Origin of the sequence: Micromonospora globosa, assembly GCF_000717585.1 — a bacterium.
Classification (GTDB): domain Bacteria; phylum Actinomycetota; class Actinomycetes; order Mycobacteriales; family Micromonosporaceae; genus Micromonospora; species Micromonospora aurantiaca.
Map to the genome: position 1 here is coordinate 1 of NZ_JNZR01000048.1, position 21,371 is coordinate 21,371.

Consider the following 21,371-nt stretch of genomic DNA (forward strand, 5'->3'; position numbering starts at 1 on the left):
GTGGGCGGCGATGTCGGCGACGGTCGGGGCCCGGTTGAGCGTCTGGGTCAGCGTGCTGTTGGCCTCGGAGATGCGCAGCCGCAGCTCCTGGAGGCGCCGCGGAACCCGGATGTTCCAGGTGCGGTCGCGGAAGTGCCGCTTGATCTCGCCGAGGATGGTCGGGATGGCGAAGCCGGCGAAGTCGACACCGCGCGAGGCGTCGAACCGGTCCACCGCCTTGATCAGGCCCAGCGCCGCGGTCTGGGCCAGGTCACCGGCCGGCTCGCCGCGACCGCTGTAGCGGGCGGCCAGGTGGTTCGCCAGCGGCAGCCACGCCTCGATGACCTGGGTAGCGGTCGATGCCATGGTCATCGTGGTCATGCTGCCCTTCCCCGCCTTCGTGCGAACTGGCGCCCCAAGCACCGATGGTGAACGAACCATAGACGACACGGCAGCAAGAATCAACCGATCAGCTGATGTACAAAACCTGCCATAAGCATCAAAGCGGAGTTCCCCCACCGGCGGCGCCTCACGAGTTCACAGATTGACCGCTTCGCGCCTCAACTGCCCGCTCCGGCGGCGAATCTGGTCAGCAGACGGGCGAACTGGTGCTTCTCCTCGGTCGTGAAGCCTGCCGTCGCCGCACGCAGACGGGCGTGCCGGAACGTCCGGGCCCGCTCGTGCAGTGCGACGCCGTCGGGGGTGAGGCGCACCAGACTCTGCCGGGCGTCGACCCGACCCGCCAACCGCACCACCACGCCGCAGGTCTCGGCGCGACCGACCAGGCGACTGGCAGTCGAAGGTGCAACCTCCAACGCGGTGGCGATCTGACCGACGGATGCCTCTCCGGCCGGCTCCGCTGCGATCGCCGTGACCACCAGCAGAGTGGACAGGTCGACGGATCGATTGTCGTGCTCGACGGCCGCCGGTGTCCGGAAGAAACGGCGCAGCCGGAGCAGCGCCTCGTCGACCGCTACGAGATCCGGGTCTTCAGCCGGACGAGAGGACATGTGTGTACGATACACACGTTGGACCGAGGAGGTGCGCGATGGATCGGATTCTCGTGACCGGTGCTACCGGCACTGTGGGATCGGTGGTGGTGCGGCACCTTCGGGCGGCCGACGTCGCGGCTGCCGCGGCGTCGGCGCATCCGCCCGCCGTTCGCGCACCGTGAGCGCCACCACTGGACAACCAGGAGCCCGTCATGAACATCGCCCTCATCGGCGGCACCGGACGCACCAACCGGCTGGTGCTGGACGTCCTCACCGATCGCGGCCACCGGGTCACAGTTCTGGTTCGGGATCCTGGCAGGCTCGGCCGCGCCGCCGACGACGCCGACGCGCGGGTGATTCGCGGGGACGTGCGCGACGTCGAGGCACTCCGGCGGCTCGTCGACGGCTGCGACGTGGTCATCTCCGCGCTCGGGCCGACCGACAAGGAGGCCGATCTGCACACCGACGCCGCGAGAGCACTGGTTGACGTCATGCGGGACGCCGGCGTGAACCGCTTCGTCGGCATCAGTGGCGCCGGTGTCGACGTGCCGGGTGACCGCAAGTCCCGCCGCGACAAGGTCATCAGCTGGTTGATCAACAAGCTCGGCGGCCCACTCGTCGCGGACAAGCCCGCCGAGCTCGCCGTATGGCGGGCCAGCGCCCTGGACTGGACCCTCGTCCGGCTGCCCCGCCTGACGGACGGCCCGGCGACGGGCCGAGTCGAGCACCATGCGAGCGAATCGACGAGCCAGACCAGCACCCGACCGTTCGACTACATCCATCGATGGTCACGATGGCGACGACGACACCAGTACCGCGCCAGAACAGCCCACTACCAGCGAAGACTCCAACTTCACCAGGTGCGGCTGGAGTACTAGGCCAGGTGGCCTTGCTGGCGGGTCCTGTGGGCCAGAGGGTGCGCCGGCGATCCTCTACCGTTCGATCGAGCGGGCCGTCAAGGTTTCAGCCCGCTCAGGGCGTTCTCGTGCAGGACCCTCAGACGAGAGGCATTGCGGACCGGAACGTCCCGGAGTGGGCCGACGCCGCGTACGAGCTGGCCGCGCTGCTCGACGTCGATCTGGGGACGCGCCTACTTGCCGCCATAGCCGGCCGTTACCGTCGGCTTTGATCGCCGCTGAGCCTGGCAGGCATCTTTTCACCACATTAGTGGGGCTAGGGCCGGTACGCTCCGAAGGACCTACCTATTGCCGAATCGAGTGGGACCACGAGTGGCCGAGCAGACGATGAACCTGCTGAAGTCCCTGCTCGGCGTCGACGCGGACCAGCTCAACCCCGGCCAGATGGCGCTTCGGGCGCTGTTGACCTTCGTAGTGGCGGTAGCCATCGTTCGGCTCGGACACAAGCGGCTGTTCGGCCGGGCTACGGCGTTCGACCTGGCTGCGGCGATCATGTTCGGCTCAGTCATGAGCCGCGCCATCACGAACACGCTCGGGCTGTTCGCGGTCTGGCTTGCCGGCCTCGTGCTCATCATGCTGCACCGGCTCATGGCGACCCTCGCCTATCACTTCGACTGGTTCGGCCCACTCGTCAAGGGCCATCCGGTCCTGCTCGTGAAGGACGGTCGAGCCGACCGCGTCGCGATGCGGGACGGCCACGTCTCCTGGCGGGACCTCGACGAGGCCCTTCGCGGAACGGGAAGCGAGCCGGATCTGTCGCGCGTGCGGCTCGCCTACCTCGAACGCGACGGAAGCATCAGCGTGATTCCACGCGACACCGGGCCTCGCATCCTCGACGTCACCGTCGAGAAGAACGTCCAGGTCGTACGCATAGCGTTGGACTGACGCGGCGACCGAGCTAGCCGGTTCAAGCGGCCGGGACGCGTTCGCGCCTTCGCAGCACCGCCGCGACCGGAAAGAGCAGCGCGAAACCCGTCAGCGAGGTCACGATCACCATGACCACCGTGTCGTTGTCCACGAAGCCCTGTGTCGCCATCACCGTCGCCGCCGCGATGTTCCGCTGCGAGGTGCCGAGCCCAAGCACGGCACGTGCGTCGCGGTCCCGGCCGCCCAGCAGGTAGCCGATCACGAACGCGCCCGCCACCACCAGCATGGCCGGAACGATCGCCCCCTCCGCGAACAGAGTGACGATCGTCGGGATGTTGGCCAGCGTGGTTGCCAGGACGATCAGCACCAGGGCGAGGGTGGAGACACGGCGGGCCACAGGTCCCCACCGCCGCGCCGGGTCCGGCCACCGGGAGTTGAGCAGCAGGCCGGCGGCGAGCGGAAGGAGCATGGTCAGGACCAGGGGCACCGCGAGGGCACCGGCGGAGACCTCGGCCTCGGGCAGGACCCGGGGTACGGCGATCGGGGCGTACAGGACGGTGACGGGCAGCAGCAGCACCAGCAGCGTGGCGCTGAGTGCCACGTCCGACCGGGCCACCTCGCTCAGCTTGATCAGGAACGGCGCGCCGGCCGACATCGCGACCAGGATCAGCCCGGCCTCGAGCGGGCGGTCGAGCGGCCAGAGCCGCACGATGCCGAGCGCGAGGAGCGGGACCAGCACGAAGTTGGCGAGCAGGGCTCGAGCCACGGCCCACAGGTCCCGCAGTGGGCCCAGGATCTGCCGGGCGGAGTGGGTGAGACCGACCGAGAGCATCGAGGTCACGGCGAACAGCAGGACCGCCAGATCCGCCACGGTGGTGAGTACGGTACGCATCGTCCAGTTAGCCCCTAGTCCGGCTCGCTGTGCTCGGCCGCTGTCGGTTCCGGCACGCCCGGATGTTCCGGCGGGAACGGCAGCAGCTCGGCGTCGATCCGCGTCCAGGTGTCGCGCAGGTCGTCCAGCAGGTCCGGGTGGTGGCCGGCGACGTCCGCCTGCTCCCGGCCGTCCACCGTCACGTCGTACAGGAGGTGGTAGGGGCCGGGCCGGCGCGGCCAGTTGCCGAGCACCGACCGGTCGCGGCGGTCGTAGAGGTACTTGAACGGGCCACGGCGGAGCGCGCCCTGGTTGGAGGTGCGCCAGAACAGGTCGTGCTCGGGGAAGTCGGCCCCGTCGACAAGCCACGGCAACAGGTCGACCCCGTCCAGCGGGTACCGCTCGTCCGGGGCCGTCCCGCCGGCGTCGATCAGCGTGGCGGTCAGGTCGAGGGTGTGGACCGGGTGGTCGGTGACCTGACCGCCGGGCACGGCCGCCGGCCACCGCAGGATCAGCGGCACCCGGATGCCGCCCTCGGTGAGGTCACCCTTCTCCCCCACGAACGGCCAGTTCTTCGACCACCGTTCACCGCCGTTGTCGGAGGTGAAGACGACGATGGTGTCGTCGGCGCGGCCCGCCTCGGTCAGCGCCGCGAGGACCCGGCCGACGCCCGCGTCCAGCTCTTCCACGAGTTCGGCGTACTTCGCCAGCGAGCCCCCGTCGGGGTGGATCAGCGGCGTCGGTCCCCGCTGCCCGTCGAACCTGCGCCGGATCTCCGTGCCGACGTCGCGGTCGTCCGGGCCCTCCCAGGGCCAGTGGGGCGCGGTGTAGTTGAGCTGCACGTAGAACGGGCCGGCACGGTCGGCGGCGACGAACTCCGCCGCACGGTCGGAGATCAACGAGGTGTAGTAGCCCGCCTCCTCCACCGGCGTCTCCCCCTCGTAGAGGTCGGCCTCGCCGATCGTGTTGACGTGCTCGAAGTAGTCGACCGCCCCGTCGAAGTTGCCGTAGAAGGTCTGGAAGCCGATGCGCAGCGGGCTGTACCACGGCAGCCATCCGCAGTGCCACTTGCCGAACATCGCCGTCTCGTACCCCGTCGCCAGCAGCAACGACGACAGCGTCGGATGCTCGGCGGGGATCCCGTTGCCCTCCCGGTGCGTGGTCAGCGGCTCCTCCAGGCCGGCCGGCAGGCGGGTGGGGTAGCGCCCGGTGTACAGCCCGATGCGGGTCGACGAGCACCACGGCGAGCCGGCGTAGCCGTGCCGGAACAGGAGGCCCTCCGCGGCCAGCCGATCGAGGTGGGGCGTGCGGATCGCCGTGGAGCCGTAGCAGCCCAGGTCGCCCCAGCCGAGGTCGTCGGCCAGGATGAACAGGATGTTGGGCGGCGCGGCCGGCCGACCCCCGCCCCCCGCCGTCCCCGCGCCACCACCGGTCGTCATGCGCCCCGTATACCTGTTCTTCGCGCGACCTAACGTCCCGTCGCGCCGGAGATGCGCGCGGCCGGCGGCCCCGACTTCCGCAACGTTCGGAACCAGGCCAGCAACCCTCGAACAGCGGCGCGGCGGGCCCGCGACGACCGCTCCAATCCGCCCCGGAACCCACCCTGAGCCGCGGGGGTCAGTTCCAGGTGGAGCCGACACGGGCACCCTGACCGCGGTCAAGGCCACGCCACACCGGTCTGGAAATAGCCATCTGACATGCCGTCGCTGACGTCAACACTGGCAGCAGAGCAGCCCTGCCGCGTTCACGCTCCTGATAACCAGTACGGACAATCGCCATGAACTCAGGAAATCAGACCGATGGCGCAGCATAGTGGAGCACATGCGTGAGCTGTCCGGCGGCGATCTAGGAATGCTCCTCTCCGTCTTCGCCTTGCTGCTGATAGCCTTCGGTATCGACTTCCACCTGTCCAGGAGTGCCATTCGGCGAAGCCGCCGAGGTGCGATCTTCGCCAGCATCGTGAGCTTGGTCGGTGAATCGACGACAGCTCTCGCGCTCGTGCTGACATGGATCGCCTTATGGAGTCCCGTTGCGTGGGAGAAGATCGATGACCTGCTCGTCTTCATCCCAGGGACGATCGCCGTCGTGTGTGCCGTTCTCCTCACCGGCGACCGGGCACTAGACAGGGTTATCCGCATCGCGGCGCGTTCTGATGGCAGCAGTGGAACCGACGACGGCTAATCCTCAAGTCTGATTGGGCGCACGGCGTCGAACATCAATCATCCTGGAATACTGTCACCTGTTGCCGCCGCGGGCGGGGCATGTTCTGCCGCGACAACTCGTAGGCCCGGTTTACAGGCACAGCCACACAGACGCGATCTTCGCTGACACACACTTAACGAAGATTACGTCGAGGTATCCCAACACTCTCTGAGCCAGGTTCGCTGGGCCTGAGCCGCCCCGGGTTATGTGGAGACGGCTCTACAAGATCCGGGGCGGTTCATCCGCCGCATCGGGCCTGCCCGAGCTCGGCGGTGACGCTGCGGTTGCCCGCTGGGTTCCGCCTCCGGGCGGAACCCAGCGGATCGTCATGCCGGTTGGGACTGGACGGTGTTGGCCAAGAGTAAGGACAGCTCCCGGACCAGGTCGTCCATCGACTGGCGGCTCTGCGCCTTGACCAGGCCCAGAGCGAGATCGGCCAGGAGGTAGAAGCCGAGGGTGCGGGACTGCTCGGAGCCGAACGCCGACATCAGTTCCTCCGCGCCCGCGAGGTCACCGCGATGCTTGGCCGCGATGACCCCGGCGGCGCGTTGGACGATCTCGGCCGCCTCGGGGGTGTACCCGGTCATCCCGATCAGATCTTCGGGGTGGCGGCGCGGGCGGCGTCGAAGCGGGAGATGACGTCGGTCCAGTTGACCAGGTTCCACAGCCGGTCCACGTAGTCCGGGCGGACGTTGCGGTACTGCAGGTAGTAGGCGTGCTCCCAGGCGTCGAACACCAGGATCGGGGTTGAGCCCTGCCCGACGTTGGCTGGCGCAACCAATTAGACGCGCCCGTACTGAAACGGTCGCCGACATCCGATCATCAACGGATCACTACGCGATCTACTTACTCCGCGTGGAGCACGGCCGCTACAACGGCGATTGTAGTGAAGGAAGGCTCGGCGCAAGGCGTTAGAGCGGCACGCACAGTAACGGGTTGCGGCCAACGATCGCAGGAGTGCGTTCACGGCTGGGTGATCATCGGTGGGTCAAAGGATGTGATTCTCAGGATCGCCGCTCGAGGCTGCCGGCCCGGCGCAACAAATACGTGTCCATGACCCAGCCGCGGCTCTGTTTCGCCGCCGTCCGCCGGGACCAGATTCGGTCGGCGACCTCGTCAAGGTTGCCGGCCACCAGTTGCTCGTCGGACGAGCCGAGGTTCGCGCCCCACCAGATCCGCCAGGCCGACAGTTCGGGGAGCTGGCGACAGGTCAATGCCCCGTCGAGCAGGACGACGAGGTTGTCGTGTGTCGCCGCGTCGTGGAGCAGGCGGCGGCCGGTCGTGATGGTGATCGGGCCGCCGATTGTGTTGAGGACGAGCCGGTGGTGTGCCGCCAGCAGTTGGATGCTGCTGAGGCCGGGTACGACGTCCACGGTGATGTCGACCCGTGCGCGTTCGGCGATGCGGTCGGCCACACGGATCGCCGAGTCGTACAGGGCCGGATCGCCCCAGACGAGCACTGCGGCGTCTCCCGGGTTGTCCAGCAATGCCTGCTCGAACGCCTCGGCCCGTGCCTCGTGCCAGTCGCGTACCGCGCCGGTGTAGTCGGCCGGGCCGGCACGGTCGCGTTCCGGGTCGGGTACGTGCACGAGCCGCCAGGCGCCGGTGACGTGCCGGGCGCAGATCGCCTCGCGCATCGCGATGAGGTCGGCCGTGCCCGGGTGCTGTCCGGTCTTGTCGGCGACGAGGAAGTAGTCGGCCTCGTTGAGTGCCCGGACGGCCTGGGCCGTGACCAGTTCGGGGTCGCCCGGGCCGAGGCCGACCAGGGTGAGGCGCCGTGTCACGCCTGATCCTCCAGGTCTCCCTCGACCTCGAGGTACACGCGGGCCATCTCCGCCATGACCTCGGCGTCCGGTTCGGCCCACAGTCCACGGTCGGCGGCCTCGTTCAGCCGTTCCACGATGCCGCGCAGTGCCCAGGGGTTCGCGCGGCGCATGAACTGCTGGTTCGTCTCGTCGAGGACGTATTCGCGGGCCAGTGACTCGTACATCCAGTCGTGGACGACACCGGCGGTGGCGTCGAAGCCGTAGAGGTAGTCCACGGTGGCGGCGAGCTCGAACGCTCCCTTGTAGCCGTGGCGCTGCATCGCCGCGATCCAGCGCGGGTTGACCACCCGCGAGCGGAAGACGCGGTTGGTCTCTTCCTGCAGGCTGCGGGTGCGTACGGCGTCGGGCGTGGTGGAGTCACCGACGTACGCCCTGGGTTCGGCGCCGGTCAGCGCGCGGACCGTGGCGATCATGCCGCCGTGGTATTGGAAGTAGTCGTCGGAGTCGGCGATGTCGTGCTCGCGGGAGTCGATGTTCTTCGCGGCGACGGCGATGCGCCGGTAGTTGGTTCGCATGTCGTCGGTTGCCGCGATGCCGTCGAGGCCGCGGCCGTAGGCGAAGCCGCCCCAGGCGGTGTAGACGGCGGCCAGGTCGGCGTCGTCGCGCCAGGTGCCGGACTCGACGACCTGGAGGATGCCGGCGCCGTACGATCCGGGCTTCGAACCGAAGATCCGCGTGGTGGCCCGCCGCTGGTCGCCGTGCTCGGCGAGGTCGTGGCGGGTGTGTGCCCGCACGTAGTTGCGCTCATCGGGTTCGTCGAGCCCGGCGACGAGCTGCACGGCGTCGTCGAGGAGTTCGATGACGTGCGGGAAGGCGTCGCGGAAGAATCCCGAGATGCGCACGGTCACGTCGATGCGGGGCCGGCCGAGTTCGTCGAGGCCGATGACCTCCAGGCCGTTGACCCGGCGTGAGGCCGTGTCCCAGATGGGGCGTACGCCCAGCAGCGCCAGCACCTCGGCGATGTCATCGCCGGAGGTGCGCATCGCGGAGGTGCCCCACACGGAGAGGCCGACCGATCGGGGGTGCTCGCCGGTTTCGGCGAGGTGCCGGGCGACGAGGGACTCGGCCATCGCCTGTCCCGTTTCCCAGGCCAGACGGGACGGAACGGCCCGCGGGTCGACGGTGTAGAAGTTACGGCCGGTCGGCAGGACGTTGACCAGTCCGCGCAGCGGGGAGCCGGAGGGCCCGGCCGGGACGAAACCGCCGTCGAGCGCGTGCAGGACGTTGGTCAGTTCGTCGGTGGTGGCGGCCAGCCGCGGCACGACCTGCTCGGCGGCGAAGCGCAGGACGTCGCGTACCACCGGGTCGTCGTGCAGCGCGTCGATCGCGTCAGCCTGCCAGCCGGCCTTCTCCATCGCCTCGATCAGGGCACGGGCCTGCGCCTCCACGGCGTCGACGTCGGCCGCCGGGGCGTCCTCGGCAAGACCCAGCGCGGCGCGCAGGCCGGGCAGTGCCCGGTTCTGTCCGCCCCAGACCTGTGTCGCGCGGAGCACGGCGAGCACCAGGTTGACGCGTGCCTGTCCGGTCGGTGCCTGGCCGAGCACGTGCAATCCGTCGCGGATCTGTACGTCCTTGATCTCGCACAGCCAGCCGTCGACGTGCAGCAGGAAGTCGTCGAACTCCTCGTCGCCGGGCCGTTCGTCCAGGCCGAGGTCGCGATGCATCTGTGCGGACTGCATCAGCGTCCAGATCTGCTGGCGGACCGCGGGCAGCTTCGCCGGGTCCATCGCGGCGATGTTGGCGTGCTCGTCGAGCAGTTGCTCCAGCTTGGCGATGTCGCCGTAGCTTTCGGCGCGTGCCATCGGCGGCACCAGGTGGTCGACGATGGTGGCGTGCGCGCGGCGCTTGGCTTGGGCACCCTCGCCAGGATCGTTGACCAGGAACGGATAGATCAACGGCATGCTGCCGATCGCCGCGTCCGTGGCGCAGGCGGCTGAGAGCGCGGCGTTCTTCCCCGGCAGCCACTCCATCGAGCCGTGTTTGCCGAGGTGCACCACCGCGTCGGCGCCGAAGCCGTGTTCGAGCCAGCGGTACGCGGCCAGGTAGTGGTGCGACGGAGGCATGGCCGGGTCGTGGTAGATCGCGACCGGGTTCTCGCCGAAGCCACGCGGGGGCTGGATGAGGATGACGACGTTACCGGCGCGCAGTGTGGCCAGCACGATGTCGCCGTCGTCGTCGACGAAAAGCGAGCCGGGAGCCTCGCCCCAGGTCTCGGCCATGGCGTCGCGTAGCGCGGCGGGCAATCCGGCAGTCCAGCGCCGGTAGTCGTCCCGGCTGATACGCACGTGCGACTCGCTGAGCTGAGCCTGCGTGAGCCACTCCTCGTCCTGCCCACCGGCGGCGATCAAAGCGTGGATGAGCGCGTTGCCGGCCGTCGTGTCGGCATCCTCTCCCTCGACCGGGAGCAGCGGGTCGAGCCCGGGAATTGCGCCGGGTGCGCCGAGGTCGTAGCCGGCATCTCGCATCGCGCGCAGCAATCGGATCGCCGACACGGGCGTATCGAGGCCGACGGCGTTGCCGATGCGGCTGTGCTTGGTCGGGTAGGCCGACAGGACGAGGGCCACCTTGCGCTCGGCGGGCGGGACGTACCGCAGTCGGGCGTGGTTGACGGCGATGCCCGCGACGCGGGTGCATCGCTCAGGGTCGGTCACGTAGCGGGGCAGGCCGTCGGCGTCGACCTCCTTGAATGAGAACGGGACGGTGATGAGGCGACCGTCGAACTCGGGGATGGCGATCTGGGTCGCGGAGTCGAGCGGGGTGACGCCTTCGTCGGACGCCTCCCACTCGGCTCTGCCGGACGTGAGCGCCAGAGCCTGCAGCACGGGGATGTCGAGGGCGCGCAGCCGTTCGACGTCCCAGGACTCGTCGTCGCCGCCGGCGCTCGCGGCGGCGGGCCGGGCGCCGCCGGCGGCCAGGACCGTGACGACGATCGCGTCCAGGGTGGCGAGTTCGGCGTACAACTCCTCGGGCGCCGCCCGCAGTGACGAGACGTAGATCGGTACGCCGGTGGCCACGCCGGTGGTGTCGATGGCATCGGCGAGTTCGTGGGCGAACGCGTTGTTGCCGCTCACCTCGTGGGCCCGGTAGTACAGGACTCCGACGCGGGGCCGGGCGTCCGGGGCCGGCTGCCGGCTGACTCCCCACTCGGGCAGCACCGCCGGCGGTTCGAAGCCTTCGCCGGTCAGCAGCACGGTGTCGGACAGGAAGGCGTGCAGTTGGCGCAGGTTCTCCGCGCCGCCCTCGGCGAGGTAGCGGTGCGCCTCGGCGCAGACACCGATCGGGACGGTCGACAGCCCCATCAACGCGGCGTTCGGCGTCCGTTCCCCACCGAGCACGACCAGGGGACGGCCGGTGCCGCGGATCAGCGCGGCGAGGTCGCGTACGTCCTCGGGCGAGCCGAGCACCCGCAGAACGACCAGGTCGGCCTCGCTGGTCAGGGTGTCGCGGCGCTCGCCGGTGAGCCGGGCAGGGTTGGCCCAGGACCAGTCCGCGTTGCTGGCCCGCGCCGAGAGCAGGTCGGTGTCCGAGGTGGACAGCAGGGCGATGCGTGTCATGTTTCTCCTTCGGTGACACGGGAGCCGAGGCGCAGGTCGCCGACCGGACGGCCGGCGCGTAGGTGCTCGCCGACGAGGCGTGCCGCGTCGCCGGGTCGCACCGGCCCGTACCAGGTGCCGTCGGGGTGCACGACGGCGACTGGTCCGTGGTTGCACGGGAACAGGCAGCCGGTCTGGGCCATGAGGACGTCGGCGTCGGTGAGCTGCTGCTCGACGAGCGCGCCCACGATCGCGCGATAGGTCTCGTCCGCGCCGCGGGCACTGCAGCGCGGGCCGCGGCACAGCAGTAGATGATGGCGGTACGGCGGCGTGGTCTCCCAGGCCGGTGAGGTGAGTGGCGCCTCGTGCCCGGTGATCGCGCGCTCGCCGAACCGGATGACCGGCGGGTCGATCTGCTGACGGTGCCAGTGGCCGGCCACGCGTCCCACCCACGAACGGGCGAAAGTCAGGTCGTCGGTGCTCACCGGTTCCAGGCGAACCTCCCGAACGCCCTCGGCGTGCAGCAGGTCGAGCACATGGGTCAGCGTGGGCTCGCCGGCTTGCAGGAAGGCCAGTCGGGCGCCGGCTGCCTCGGCCTGCCCGCGTAGCACCGGCGACGCGGCGTCCGTCAGTGCGGTCGCGACGTGAACGAGGACGCTCACGGGGTCAGGAGCCGGTGATCCGGTGCGATCGGGACACGGGGTCTTCTTTCGTCCGGGGCCTGTGCGCGAGGCCTGGATGGGCACGTGTCGCAGACGGATCTGCGGCCAGCAGGTCTTCGGACTCGGGATCAACCGGACGGGGCGCCTTCCCAGACCGTGGGTCCAGTGGCGTCGTGCCCCGCCCGTCACCCTCACCGCTGCGCGTCAGTCCCGGATTCGCACCGGGTTCCCTGGCTCATGGCTGAGTTTGACTGGCATCACGACGGTAGCACCGACAGCCGGTGTCGCCGGGGACGGGCTCTGGCACCATGTCGCCGTGACCGAGAGGACCCGCCGCGACCTGTGTCCCGGCCTGCTGCGCCCATGGATCGCCGACGACGGCGCGCTCGTGCGGGTGCGCGTCCCCGGCGGGATCGTGCCGACTGCGGCGCTGTGCGCACTCGTGGAGGTGGCCCGTGCGCACGGCGACGGCGCGGTCCACCTGACCAGCCGCGCCAACCTGCAGGTGCGCGGTCTCGAGCACGACGGTGGGCGGCTGCCCGAGACCGTCGTCGCCGACGTCATCGCGACCGGGCTCGTACCGTCCACGTCGCACGAGCTGGTCCGCAACATCCTCGCCTCACCGCTGACCGGACGCAGTGGCGGCCGGGCCGATCTACACCCGGTCGTCGCCGGACTCGACGCACGGCTGCGCGCCGAGCCCCGGCTCACCGCGCTGACCGGACGGTTCCTGTTCGTGCTTGACGACGGCCGCGGTGATCTGGTCAGCCGTGACTTGGACCTGGGGTTGGTGGCGCTCGACTCGGACACCGCGCAGCTACGCGCCGGAACCTCGGCGTGGGGGCCAGTCATCCGGCTGGACGAGGCCGCCGCGGCGCTGACCGGGCTCGCCGTACGCTTCGCCGGGCTCGCGGGTGACCGGCCGGACTCACCCTGGCACGTCGACGAGCTGCCCGGCGCCGGCGCCGCGCTGCTGGGCACCGTACTCGACCGTGCCGAGCGGACCCGGGTGAGCACACCTCCACCCGCGCTGGGCAGGATCGTTCAGGATGACGGCCGCGTCACCGCGCACCTCGCGGCTTCCGGCGGCCGAGTGGACGCTCCCCTGCTGGAGGAGATCCGCGCGCTCGGCGCCGGCGAGATCGTCGTCACCCCGTACCGCACCCTGCTCGTCCCCGATCTGGAGAACGCATGAGTCTCACCACACCGGCACGCCGCTACGACTACGTCACCGACGGCGCGGCGATCTACGACGCCTCGTTCGCCACCATCCGTGCCGAGGCCGATCTTTCGGGTGTGCCGGCCGACGCCGAGAAGGTCGCGGTGCGGATGATCCACGCATGCGGCCAGACCGACCTCACCCGCAACCTGGTGATCCACCCCGGCCTGGTGGCCGCCGCCCGCGGGGCGCTGGAGGCGGGGGCGCCGATCCTGACCGACGCGCACATGGTCGCCGCCGGCGTTACCCGCGCCCGCCTGCCCCGTGACAACGAGGTCCGCTGCTTTCTGCACGAACCCGAGGTCCCGGCGCTTGCCCACCGGTGGGCAACGACCCGGTCGGCGGCGGCGGTGTCGCTGTGGACCGACCACCTCGCCGGCGCGGTCGTCGCCTTCGGCAACGCCCCCACGGCCCTGTTCCACCTGCTGGAGATGCTGCGCGACGGCGCGCCACGACCAGCTGCGATCATCGGTACGCCGGTGGGATTCATCGGCGCCGCCGAGTCCAAGCAGGCGCTCATCGACCTCGCCACCGACGCCCCCGGCCTCGACGTGCCCTATCTCGTGGTGACCGGGCGCCGGGGCGGCTCGGCGATGGCCGCCTCCGCGCTCAACGCCCTCGCCCGGGAGGCGGAGTGACCGGGCGGCTGTCCGGCGTCGGGGTCGGCCCGGGTGATCCCGAACTGATCACGCTCAAAGCCGCCCGGCTGATCGGCGCGGCCCAGGTCATCGCCTACCACCAGGGTGTCGGCAAACAGTCCAACGCGCGCCGCATCGCTGCCGGCCTGTTCCCGGACGACGTGATCGAGGAGGCGCTGGTCTATCCGGTGACGACCCAGAGCACCGAGCACCCGGGCGGGTACGCCGGGGCGATGGCCGACTTCTACGCCGAAGCCGCCGAGCGGCTGCGGGCCCACCTTCGTGCGGGCCGCGACGTGGTCGTGCTGGCCGAGGGCGACCCGATGCTCTACGGCTCGTTCATGTACCTGCACGACCGGCTCGCCGGCGAGTTCGACACGCAGGTCGTCGCCGGTGTGCCCGCCTTCGCCGCCGCCACCGCCACCACCGCCCTGCCGCTGGTCCGGCAGACCGACGTGCTGACCGTGCTGCCGGGAACGTTGCCCGAGCCCGAGCTGGCCCGGCGTCTCGCCGACACCGACGGGGCGGTGATCATGAAGCTGGGCCGGACGTTCACCAAGGTCCGCTCGGCGCTCGAGCAGGCCGGGCGCGTCGAGGGCTCCTGGTACGTCGAACGGGCGTCGATGACCGCCGAGCGGGTACTGCCTGTCGCCGACGTGGACCCCGCCACGGTGCCGTACTTCTCGATCGTGCTGGTCCCCGGCGACACCCGGCCCGGAGTGGCCCGTTACGACCTCCCGGCCACCAGGGTCACCGAACCTTATCCCGGCGCCGAGGTCGTCGTCGTGGGCCTCGGCCCCGGTCCCGATCGGTGGCTCTCCCCCGAGGCGTCGCAGGTGCTCGCCGAGGTCGGCCACGTCGTCGGCTACGGCCCGTACGTCCAGCGCGTCGCGCAGCGCCCCGGACTCGTCCGCCACGCCTCCGGCAACACGGTCGAGCTCGAGCGGGCCCGGCAGGCGCTCGAACTGGCGCTCGCCGGTGAGCGCGTCGCGGTCGTCTCCGGCGGTGACGCGGGCGTCTTCGGCATGGCGTCGGCGGTGTTCGAGGCCGCGGAGGACCCCCGCTACGCCGGCGTCGCCATCCGTGTCGTACCCGGGATCTCCGCCGTCCAGGCGGTCGCGGCGCGCGCGGGCGCGCCGATCGGGGCCGATTTCGCGGTGATGAGCCTGTCGGACCGGCTCAAGCCGTGGGAGGTCGTGGTCAAGCGGCTGCGCGCTGTCGCCGAGGCGGATTTGGTGCTGGCCCTCTACAACCCGCGCTCACGCTCACGCACCGAACAGGTCGCGCAGGCCCGGGCCGTGCTGCTGGAGCACAAGTCCCCCCGGACGGTCGTGGTCGTGGGCCGCGACATCGGCCGGGCCGGGGAGAGCCTCACCGTCACCTCGCTCGGCGAACTGGACCCTGGCAGCATCGACATGAAATGCCTGTTGATCATCGGCGCCTCGGCGACGCGAGTCACCGCGGCCGGACGTGTCTGGAGCCCGCGCTTCGTGCCCTGATCAGCCGCGCACGCGGCGCTCGCGACCGGCCGAGTAGAGGAACGACTCGCCGCCACGGACGTCCCCGGCCAGCGCCGGGCCGACCAGGATGACCGCTGCCTGTCGCAGACCGGCCTGCTCGACCCGGCCGCCGATGTCGGCCAGCGTGCCGCGCAGGATGAGCTCCTGCGGCTGCGACACCCGGTGCACCACGACTATGGGGCAGTCGTGGCCGTAGTAGCCAGCCAGTTCGGCGGCCAGCTCGCGGGTACGCGTGACCGCCAGGTGCAGGGCGAGCGTCGCGCCGGTCGCGGCGAACGCGGCGAGCTTCTCTCCCGACGGCATGACCGTGGACCGGGCCTGCGCGCGGGTGAGCACGACCGACTGGGCCAGCTCCGGGACGGTCAGCTCGGCGCCGACGGCGGCGGCAGCAGCCGCATAGGCCGGCACGCCGGGCGTGACGTCCCACGGGACCCGGGCGGCGTCGAGCCGGCGTGCCTGCTCGTGCACCGCCGAGTACAGCGACGGGTCACCGGAGCACAGCCGTACGACCTCGGACCCGTCGGCGTGTGCCTGGACCAGGTGCGTGGTGATCTGGTCCAGGTCGAGGTGCTGGGTGTCGATCAGCCGGGCGTCGTCACGGCAGTGCTCCAGCACCTCGGCGTCGAGGTACGTGCCCGGGTACAGGCACACGTCGGCGGACTCGAGCAGGCGTACCGCGCGGAGGGTGAGCAGGTCGGCGGCGCCGGGCCCGGCCCCGACGAAATGGACGGTCATGAATCTCCCTTGACGATGGACCACTGGCTGACTGCCCGTGCGGGCGTCCAGCCGGTGAAGCCGCCGAGCGGTTCGGCGCGTTCGACGTGCAGGCGGACGAGTTCACCGCCGCGCCGGCTGTGCTGCTCCAGCAGCACCGCCTCGGTCTCGGCGGTGACACCGTGCACGACGAGCCGTCCACCGGCGCCGAGCGCATCCCAGCAGGTGTCCAGCACGCCGGGGACGGTGGCCCCGCCGCCGACGAACACCGCGTCGGGACGGTCCAGGCCGGACAGGGCCCCGGGCGCCGAACCCTCGACCAGACACAGACCCGGCACGCCGAGGGCAGCGGCGTTGCGGTGCACCAGCGCGGCCCGGTCGGAGCGGGGCTCCACCGCGATCGTCCGTGCCGTCGGCCAGGCCCGCATCCACTCCACACCGATCGAGCCGCTGCCGGCGCCGACGTCCCACAGCAGCTGACCGGGCGCGGGCGCGAGCCGGGCCAGGGCACTGGCCCGCAGGTCACGTTTGGTGATCTGCCCGCCGTGCTCGAACGCGTCGTCGGGCAACACGCCGCCCGAGGCCCAGCCCGGACCGGCACCGCGAGCTTCGACAGCGAGAACGTTCAACCGCGGCACGTCGTTCAGGTCCCACCCGGCCGCGGTGGTCGCGGTACACGACTCACCGGCGGCACCGAGGTCACCGAGCACGACCAGCCTGGACTGCCCCCAACCGAGCCCGGTCAGCACCGCGGCCACGGCCGCGGGTGTCGTCTCGTCGCTGGACAGCACGAGCAGCCGGCGCCCGGCCGAGAGCGCAGGCACGATCAGCCGTAGGTCCCGGCCGACCAGGCTGACCGTGGTGACGGACTCGGCCGGCCATCCGAGACGTGCTCGGGCGAGGGCTACCGAGGAGACCCCGGGCACGATCGTCACGCGCTCCGGGCCCAGGACGTCCAGCAGCGTCGTGCCGATACCCGACACGAGCGGGTCGCCGGAGGCCAGCACGACAACCGGCCCTCGCGCGGAGGCGAGCACACCTGGCAGATTGTCCCGCAGCGGCGACGGCCACGCCACGCGCTGCTGGCCGTCGACGGGCGGCACCGCCTCGAGGTGCCGCCGCCCGCCGAGCAGCGTCGCGGCCGCCCGCACCAGCGCCCGGGACGGCTCCGGCAGACCCACCCACCCGTCAGCCCCGATCCCCACCACGGTCACCCGCTCCTCCATGGAGATGCACCCTAGCCGCCCACCGGCCCTTGCCCCGGCCACCGGGGCGTCTATGGTGATGCACAGGTTCGAGGTGCCCCACGACCGTGGTCGCGGGGAGAATCTGGGAAGCCGGTGAGAATCCGGCACAGGGCCCGCTGCGGTGATCCAGGCATTGACCTGGGAAGTCCGAAGACCGGCCTCGATCCGATCCACGGCGCATGCCGCGTCGTGGACCGCCATGGCAGATCGAGCGGGAGCCCTACATGCCAGCGCAGTACCCCTTTTGTGCCGTCGTCGGCGCCGACGACATGACTCTCGCCCTCACCCTGGTCGCGATCGATCCGCTCATCGGCGGTGTCCTGATCCGCGGGGAGAAGGGCACTGCCAAGACCACTACCGTGCGCGGCCTCGCCGAGGTGCTCCCGGCGGTACGGGTCTATGCGGGCGACCGGTTCTCCATCGACCCGGACGATCCCTCGGCGGTCTGCCCCGACGGGCCGTTCGACGTGCCCACGCCCGTCGTCGAACGGCCGGTACGCCTCGTCGAACTACCCGTCGGAGCCGGCGACGACCGGGTGACCGGATCGCTGAAGCTCGATGCCGCGCTGCGAGACGGCGTCGTCGCGTTCGAGCCTGGCCTGCTGGCCCGGGCCCATCGTGGCCTGCTGTACGTCGACGAGGTCAACCTGCTGCCGGACCACCTGGTCGACCTGCTGCTCGACGCCGCGGCGACCGGCCGGGTCAGCGTCGAACGCGACGGTGTCTCGGTCGAGCATGCCTCCCGGTTCGTGTTGATCGGCACGATGAACCCGGAGGAGGGCGAACTGCGCCCGCAGCTGCTCGACCGGTTCGGCCTGACGGTCGAGGTCGCCGCCCCGCGTGACCCCGTCCTGCGGGTGCAGGCGGTCCGCCGCCGGCTCGCATTCGACGCCGACCCGGAGGGCTTCGCCACACGCTGGGCCGGCGAGCAGGAAGCCCTGCGCACCCGGCTGGCCGCCGCCCGGCGCTCGCTGGCCGGTGTCGTGCTCGACGACGAGACGCTGACCAGGATCGCCGAGCTGTGCGCCGCGTTCGACGTGGACGGCCTGCGTGCGGACCTCGTCACCGCTCGCGCCGCCGCGGCGCACGCGGCCTGGCGGGGACGTACGCGAGTGACACTCGAGGACATCCGCATCGCCGCCCGTCTCGCGCTGCCGCACCGCCGCCGCCGCAACCCCTTCGACGAGCCCGGCCTGGACCAGGACCGCCTGGACGACCTACTCGGCCACAACGACCCCGACCCCGGACCCGACGGTCCCGGCGGCGGTCTGCCCGACGACACCGGGCACGACAGATCGGCCGGGGACGTGCCCGGCTCTCCCGGCGAGAGCCCGCCCGTACCGGAGCCCGAACGGCAGGCCGCCACATCGATGGCATCCGCGGGCGAGCCCGCACGTGCCCGCTTGCTGGTCGTGAAAGGAACCGGCGACGGTCAGGCCGGCCGGCGGTCCCGGGCACGAACACCGCAGGGCCGTGTCGCCGGGCAGCGGCGGCGCACGTCCGGCGACGGCCGGCTGCACCTGCCGGGCACCATCACCGCGGCGGCGCCGCATCAGCATTCCCGGGGTGGCTTGACCGGCGGTCGCGGCCTCGCGCTCGTGCCCGGCGACCTGCGCCGGGCCGAGACCGTCGGGCGCGAGTCGAACCTCGTGCTGCTGTGCGTGGACGCGTCCGGTTCGATGGCGGCCCGCCGCCGCATGGAGCAGGTCAAGACCGCTGTGCTGTCGCTGCTGCTGGACGCCTACCGCCGCCGGGACAAGGTCGCACTGGTGACGTTCCGCCGGCACACCGCCGAGGTCGTCCTGCCACCGACCGGCTCGGTCGACGTCGCCTCCCGCCGCCTGGCCGACCTACCGGCCGGTGGCCGGACCCCGCTCGCGGAGGGCCTGGAACGCAGTGGCGAGGTGCTGCGCCGGGAGGCGCTGCGCGACCCGTCCCGCCGGCCCCTGCTCGTCGTGGTGACCGACGGCCGCGCCACCTCCGGCCCGGACCCGCTGGGTCGTGCCCACCGCGCCGCCGCCGCGCTCGCCACCAGCGGTGTCCAGGTCGTCGTCGTGGACTGCGAGACCGGACGATTCCGGCTCGGCCTCGCCGCCCGGCTTGCCACTCATCTGAGGGCCGAGCACGTGCCGCTCGGTGAAGTGACCGCCGACGGGCTCACCGGGGTCGTTCGCACGGCGACCGCTCCGCGGGCGGGGGTGGCCTGATGCCGCAGGGTAAGCCGCTCACCGTCCCGGACGACGGCAGCACCACCCGCCAGCGGCGCAACCGGCCGCTGCTGATGGTCCACACCGGAAACGGCAAGGGCAAGTCGACCGCCGCCTTCGGCATGGCGATGCGCGCCTGGAACCAGGGCTGGGACATCGGGGTGTTCCAGTTCGTGAAGTCGGCCAAGTGGCGCATCGGGGAACAGACCGTCCTGGAGAGGCTCGGGCTGCTGCACGAGCAGACCGGCGAAGGCGGGCCAGTCGAGTGGCACAAAATGGGCTCCGGATGGTCCTGGAGCCGTAAGAGCGGCACCGAGGCGGACCACGCCGCGGACGCCGCCGAGGGCTGGGCGGAGGTGAAGCGCCGTATCCAGGCGGAACGGCACCAGCTCTACATCCTGGACGAGTTCACCTATCCGATGCAGTGGGGCTGGGTCGACGTCGGCGACGTCGTGGAGACACTGGTCCACCGTCCCGGCCGTCAGCACGTGATCGTCACCGGGCGCCGGGCCGACCCCCGGCTGATCGAGGCAGCCGATCTGGTGACCGAGATGCAGCACGTCAAGCACCCGATGGACGTCGGCCAGAAGGGCCAACGAGGCATCGAATGGTGAGCCTTCCGCGGCTGATCGTCGCGGCGCCGGCCTCCGGCCACGGCAAGACCACGGTCGCGACCGGGCTCATGGCCGCGCTGGCCGCGCGCAGGCACACCGTGTCGGGGCACAAGGTGGGGCCCGACTACATCGACCCCGGCTACCACGCGCTGGCCACCGGACGCCCCGGCCGCAACCTCGACCCGCACCTGACCGACCCCTCACTCGTGATCCCGCTGCTGCTGCACGGCGCACGCGACGCGGACATCGCCATCGTCGAAGGGGTCATGGGCCTGTTCGACGGCCGCATCGGCGGCGACGGTTTCGCCTCCACCGCGCACCTCGCGGCCCTGACCGCCACCCCGATCCTGCTGGTCGTGGACGTCTCGCACACCTCGCGCAGCGTCGGGGCCGTCGTGCACGGAATGGGCACGTTCGAGGCCGGCGTCACCGTCGCGGGTGTCGTGCTCAACAAAGCCGGGTCCGCCCGCCACGCCGCCGAGGCGGCCCGGGCGGTGGAATCCACCGGCGTACCGGTGCTCGGGATCCTGCACCGCGACCAGGGTGTCAGCGCCCCGTCGCGCCACCTCGGGCTCGTGCCGGCAGCCGAACGTGAGGAGGCCGCCGCCGCCCTGGACGTGCTGGCCGAGCAGATCGCCCGCCACGTGGACCTCGATGCGGTGCTGCAGGTGGCACGCACCGCACCCGATCTGGACGCCCAGCCATGGGACCCCGCCGCGCACGTCCGGCGGCCGGGCGCCGGATCACCGGTGGTTGCGGTCGCGGCCGGGCGTGCCTTCACCTTCCGGTACGCCGAGACGACCGAGCTGCTGCAGGCGGCGGGCTGCACCGTCGTCCCGTTCGACCCGGCCCGCGACCAGCGGCTTCCCGCCGGGACATGCGGGCTATACCTCGGTGGGGGGTTCCCCGAGGTACACGCGTCCACGCTGAGCGCCAACACGACGCTGCGCCACGAACTGCGCCAGGCCGTCCTCGACGGCGTCCCCACCGTCGCCGAGTGCGCCGGCCTGCTGTATCTGTGCCGCTCCGTCGACGGCCATCCCATGGTCGGGGCGCTCGACGCCGAAGCCGTCATGACGCCGCGCCTCACCCTCGCGTACCACCGTGCCGCACTCGGCTCGGACCAGCTGCTCGGCGAGCGGGGAACCGCTGCCACCGGCCACGAATTCCACCGCACCACCGTCACACCCGGTCACGGCGAGCACCCCGCCTGGCGCATCGAGGGCCGCAATGCCGGATTCGCCTCCCCCAGCCTCAGCGCGTCCTATCTGCACGTGCATTGGGCTGGGCAACCGCATCTGGCCCAGTCGTTCACCGAGGCCGTACACCGGACGGCTGTCTCCTCAGCACGTTAGGAATCACC

Annotated in this window: 19 protein-coding genes, 1 pseudogene and 2 riboswitches; of the genes and pseudogenes, 9 read left to right on the forward strand and 11 right to left on the reverse strand. The window is 71.2% G+C overall.

Annotated elements, in window-relative coordinates:
- Together IF06_RS0129945 and IF06_RS32915 are read right to left on the reverse strand one after the other, a co-directional pair.
- A partial coding sequence (locus tag IF06_RS0129945) for a sigma-70 family RNA polymerase sigma factor (protein WP_420063445.1) occupies positions 1-351 on the reverse strand: 351 nt, incomplete at its 3' end.
- A 188-nt stretch (positions 352-539) separates the two neighbouring features.
- Complete coding sequence (locus IF06_RS32915) at positions 540-989, reverse strand: MarR family winged helix-turn-helix transcriptional regulator (protein ID WP_052166231.1); 450 nt, start codon at positions 987-989, stop codon at positions 540-542.
- 194 nt (positions 990-1,183) lie between these two features.
- On the opposite strand from IF06_RS32915, the gene IF06_RS0129955 reads away from it, so the two are divergent.
- Entirely contained in the window at positions 1,184-1,849 is a 666-nt protein-coding gene (locus tag IF06_RS0129955) for an NAD(P)-dependent oxidoreductase (protein WP_052166232.1), read from the forward strand.
- 351 nt (positions 1,850-2,200) lie between these two features.
- A complete protein-coding gene (locus tag IF06_RS0129965; protein ID WP_052166233.1) occupies positions 2,201-2,773 on the forward strand; it encodes a DUF421 domain-containing protein in 573 nt (190 codons plus the stop codon).
- Between the two features lie 22 nt (positions 2,774-2,795).
- On the opposite strand, the gene IF06_RS0129970 is transcribed toward IF06_RS0129965, so the two are convergent.
- Positions 2,796-3,647 carry a bile acid:sodium symporter family protein gene (locus IF06_RS0129970; protein WP_030275057.1) on the reverse strand — a complete coding sequence of 284 codons (852 nt, stop codon included), beginning with the start codon at positions 3,645-3,647 and terminating at the stop codon, positions 2,796-2,798.
- A gap of 14 nt (positions 3,648-3,661) precedes the next feature.
- Positions 3,662-5,065, reverse strand: a complete 1,404-nt coding sequence (locus tag IF06_RS0129975) for a sulfatase (RefSeq protein WP_084588871.1) — start codon at positions 5,063-5,065, stop codon at positions 3,662-3,664.
- A gap of 382 nt (positions 5,066-5,447) precedes the next feature.
- Here IF06_RS0129975 and IF06_RS0129980 point away from each other — a divergent pair, with 382 nt between their 5' ends.
- Positions 5,448-5,807 (forward strand): hypothetical protein, encoded by a 360-nt coding sequence (locus tag IF06_RS0129980; protein WP_030275061.1) that lies wholly within the window; start codon positions 5,448-5,450, stop codon positions 5,805-5,807.
- A 347-nt stretch (positions 5,808-6,154) separates the two neighbouring features.
- On the opposite strand, the gene IF06_RS0129985 is transcribed toward IF06_RS0129980, so the two are convergent.
- The 5 genes and pseudogenes from IF06_RS0129985 to IF06_RS0130005 all read right to left on the reverse strand — a co-directional run bounded on the left by IF06_RS0129985 (position 6,155) and on the right by IF06_RS0130005 (position 11,849).
- Positions 6,155-6,415, reverse strand: a complete 261-nt coding sequence (locus IF06_RS0129985) for a hypothetical protein (RefSeq protein WP_030275063.1) — start codon at positions 6,413-6,415, stop codon at positions 6,155-6,157.
- A gap of 5 nt (positions 6,416-6,420) precedes the next feature.
- A pseudogene (locus tag IF06_RS33365) lies at positions 6,421-6,582 on the reverse strand (Fe-Mn family superoxide dismutase); the annotation flags it as partial.
- 250 nt (positions 6,583-6,832) lie between these two features.
- Entirely contained in the window at positions 6,833-7,612 is a 780-nt protein-coding gene (cobF, locus tag IF06_RS0129995; RefSeq protein WP_030275065.1) for a precorrin-6A synthase (deacetylating), read from the reverse strand.
- Positions 7,609-11,208 (reverse strand): cobaltochelatase subunit CobN, encoded by a 3,600-nt coding sequence (gene cobN, locus IF06_RS0130000; RefSeq protein WP_030275067.1) that lies wholly within the window; start codon positions 11,206-11,208, stop codon positions 7,609-7,611. The genes cobF and cobN overlap by 4 nt, the downstream gene beginning before the upstream one ends.
- Positions 11,205-11,849: a (2Fe-2S) ferredoxin domain-containing protein gene (locus IF06_RS0130005; RefSeq protein WP_030275069.1), complete on the reverse strand. Its 645-nt coding sequence runs from the start codon at positions 11,847-11,849 to the stop codon at positions 11,205-11,207. Before IF06_RS0130005 ends, cobN begins: the two co-directional genes overlap by 4 nt.
- Positions 11,850-11,938: 89 nt before the next feature.
- Positions 11,939-12,120: riboswitch (cobalamin riboswitch) on the reverse strand.
- Positions 12,121-12,165: 45 nt separating this feature from the next.
- Between IF06_RS0130005 and IF06_RS0130010 the strand changes: the two genes are divergently transcribed.
- The 3 genes from IF06_RS0130010 to IF06_RS0130020 are packed head-to-tail and all read left to right on the forward strand — an operon-like array spanning position 12,166 to position 15,205.
- On the forward strand, positions 12,166-13,044 hold the full coding sequence (locus IF06_RS0130010; protein WP_030275071.1) for a sulfite reductase subunit beta: 879 nt from the start codon (positions 12,166-12,168) through the stop codon (positions 13,042-13,044).
- Positions 13,041-13,706, forward strand: a complete 666-nt coding sequence (locus IF06_RS0130015; RefSeq protein ID WP_013476141.1) for a precorrin-8X methylmutase — start codon at positions 13,041-13,043, stop codon at positions 13,704-13,706. Before IF06_RS0130010 ends, IF06_RS0130015 begins: the two co-directional genes overlap by 4 nt.
- On the forward strand, positions 13,703-15,205 hold the full coding sequence (locus IF06_RS0130020) for a precorrin-2 C(20)-methyltransferase (protein ID WP_030275073.1): 1,503 nt from the start codon (positions 13,703-13,705) through the stop codon (positions 15,203-15,205). Before IF06_RS0130015 ends, IF06_RS0130020 begins: the two co-directional genes overlap by 4 nt.
- Here the strand turns inward: IF06_RS0130020 and IF06_RS0130025 are convergent, their stop codons facing one another.
- Entirely contained in the window at positions 15,206-15,961 is a 756-nt protein-coding gene (locus IF06_RS0130025) for a cobalt-precorrin-4/precorrin-4 C(11)-methyltransferase (protein WP_013476139.1), read from the reverse strand.
- Positions 15,958-17,166: a bifunctional cobalt-precorrin-7 (C(5))-methyltransferase/cobalt-precorrin-6B (C(15))-methyltransferase gene (locus tag IF06_RS0130030; protein ID WP_030275075.1), complete on the reverse strand. Its 1,209-nt coding sequence runs from the start codon at positions 17,164-17,166 to the stop codon at positions 15,958-15,960. Before IF06_RS0130030 ends, IF06_RS0130025 begins: the two co-directional genes overlap by 4 nt.
- Before the next feature lie 54 nt (positions 17,167-17,220).
- Positions 17,221-17,365, forward strand: a riboswitch (cobalamin riboswitch).
- 46 nt (positions 17,366-17,411) lie between these two features.
- On the opposite strand from IF06_RS0130030, the gene IF06_RS0130035 reads away from it, so the two are divergent.
- From IF06_RS0130035 to IF06_RS0130045, 3 genes are read left to right on the forward strand one after another with little or no spacing between them, the layout of a single operon-like run.
- On the forward strand, positions 17,412-19,394 hold the full coding sequence (locus tag IF06_RS0130035; RefSeq protein WP_030275077.1) for a magnesium chelatase subunit D family protein: 1,983 nt from the start codon (positions 17,412-17,414) through the stop codon (positions 19,392-19,394).
- Positions 19,394-20,008, forward strand: a complete 615-nt coding sequence (gene cobO, locus IF06_RS0130040; RefSeq protein ID WP_030275079.1) for a cob(I)yrinic acid a,c-diamide adenosyltransferase — start codon at positions 19,394-19,396, stop codon at positions 20,006-20,008. The genes IF06_RS0130035 and cobO overlap by 1 nt, the downstream gene beginning before the upstream one ends.
- The gene (locus tag IF06_RS0130045; RefSeq protein WP_030275080.1) at positions 20,002-21,363 is read left to right on the forward strand and encodes a cobyrinate a,c-diamide synthase; all 1,362 of its coding nucleotides are present in this window, start codon (positions 20,002-20,004) and stop codon (positions 21,361-21,363) included. The genes cobO and IF06_RS0130045 overlap by 7 nt, the downstream gene beginning before the upstream one ends.
- Positions 21,364-21,371: the final 8 nt, after the last annotated feature.

Coding starts and splice junctions, on each gene's coding strand:
- IF06_RS0130015 (WP_013476141.1), top strand. CDS start 13,041: ATGAGTCTCACCACACCGGCACGCCGCTACGACTACGTCACCGACGGC.
- IF06_RS0130045 (WP_030275080.1), top strand. CDS start 20,002: ATGGTGAGCCTTCCGCGGCTGATCGTCGCGGCGCCGGCCTCCGGCCAC.
- cobO (WP_030275079.1), top strand. CDS start 19,394: ATGCCGCAGGGTAAGCCGCTCACCGTCCCGGACGACGGCAGCACCACC.
- IF06_RS0130030 (WP_030275075.1), bottom strand. CDS start 17,166: ATGGAGGAGCGGGTGACCGTGGTGGGGATCGGGGCTGACGGGTGGGTG.
- IF06_RS0129975 (WP_084588871.1), bottom strand. CDS start 5,065: ATGACGACCGGTGGTGGCGCGGGGACGGCGGGGGGCGGGGGTCGGCCG.
- IF06_RS0129980 (WP_030275061.1), top strand. CDS start 5,448: ATGCGTGAGCTGTCCGGCGGCGATCTAGGAATGCTCCTCTCCGTCTTC.
- IF06_RS0129970 (WP_030275057.1), bottom strand. CDS start 3,647: ATGCGTACCGTACTCACCACCGTGGCGGATCTGGCGGTCCTGCTGTTC.
- cobN (WP_030275067.1), bottom strand. CDS start 11,208: ATGACACGCATCGCCCTGCTGTCCACCTCGGACACCGACCTGCTCTCG.
- IF06_RS0129955 (WP_052166232.1), top strand. CDS start 1,184: ATGAACATCGCCCTCATCGGCGGCACCGGACGCACCAACCGGCTGGTG.
- IF06_RS0130035 (WP_030275077.1), top strand. CDS start 17,412: ATGCCAGCGCAGTACCCCTTTTGTGCCGTCGTCGGCGCCGACGACATG.
- IF06_RS32915 (WP_052166231.1), bottom strand. CDS start 989: ATGTCCTCTCGTCCGGCTGAAGACCCGGATCTCGTAGCGGTCGACGAG.
- IF06_RS0129985 (WP_030275063.1), bottom strand. CDS start 6,415: ATGACCGGGTACACCCCCGAGGCGGCCGAGATCGTCCAACGCGCCGCC.
- IF06_RS0130025 (WP_013476139.1), bottom strand. CDS start 15,961: ATGACCGTCCATTTCGTCGGGGCCGGGCCCGGCGCCGCCGACCTGCTC.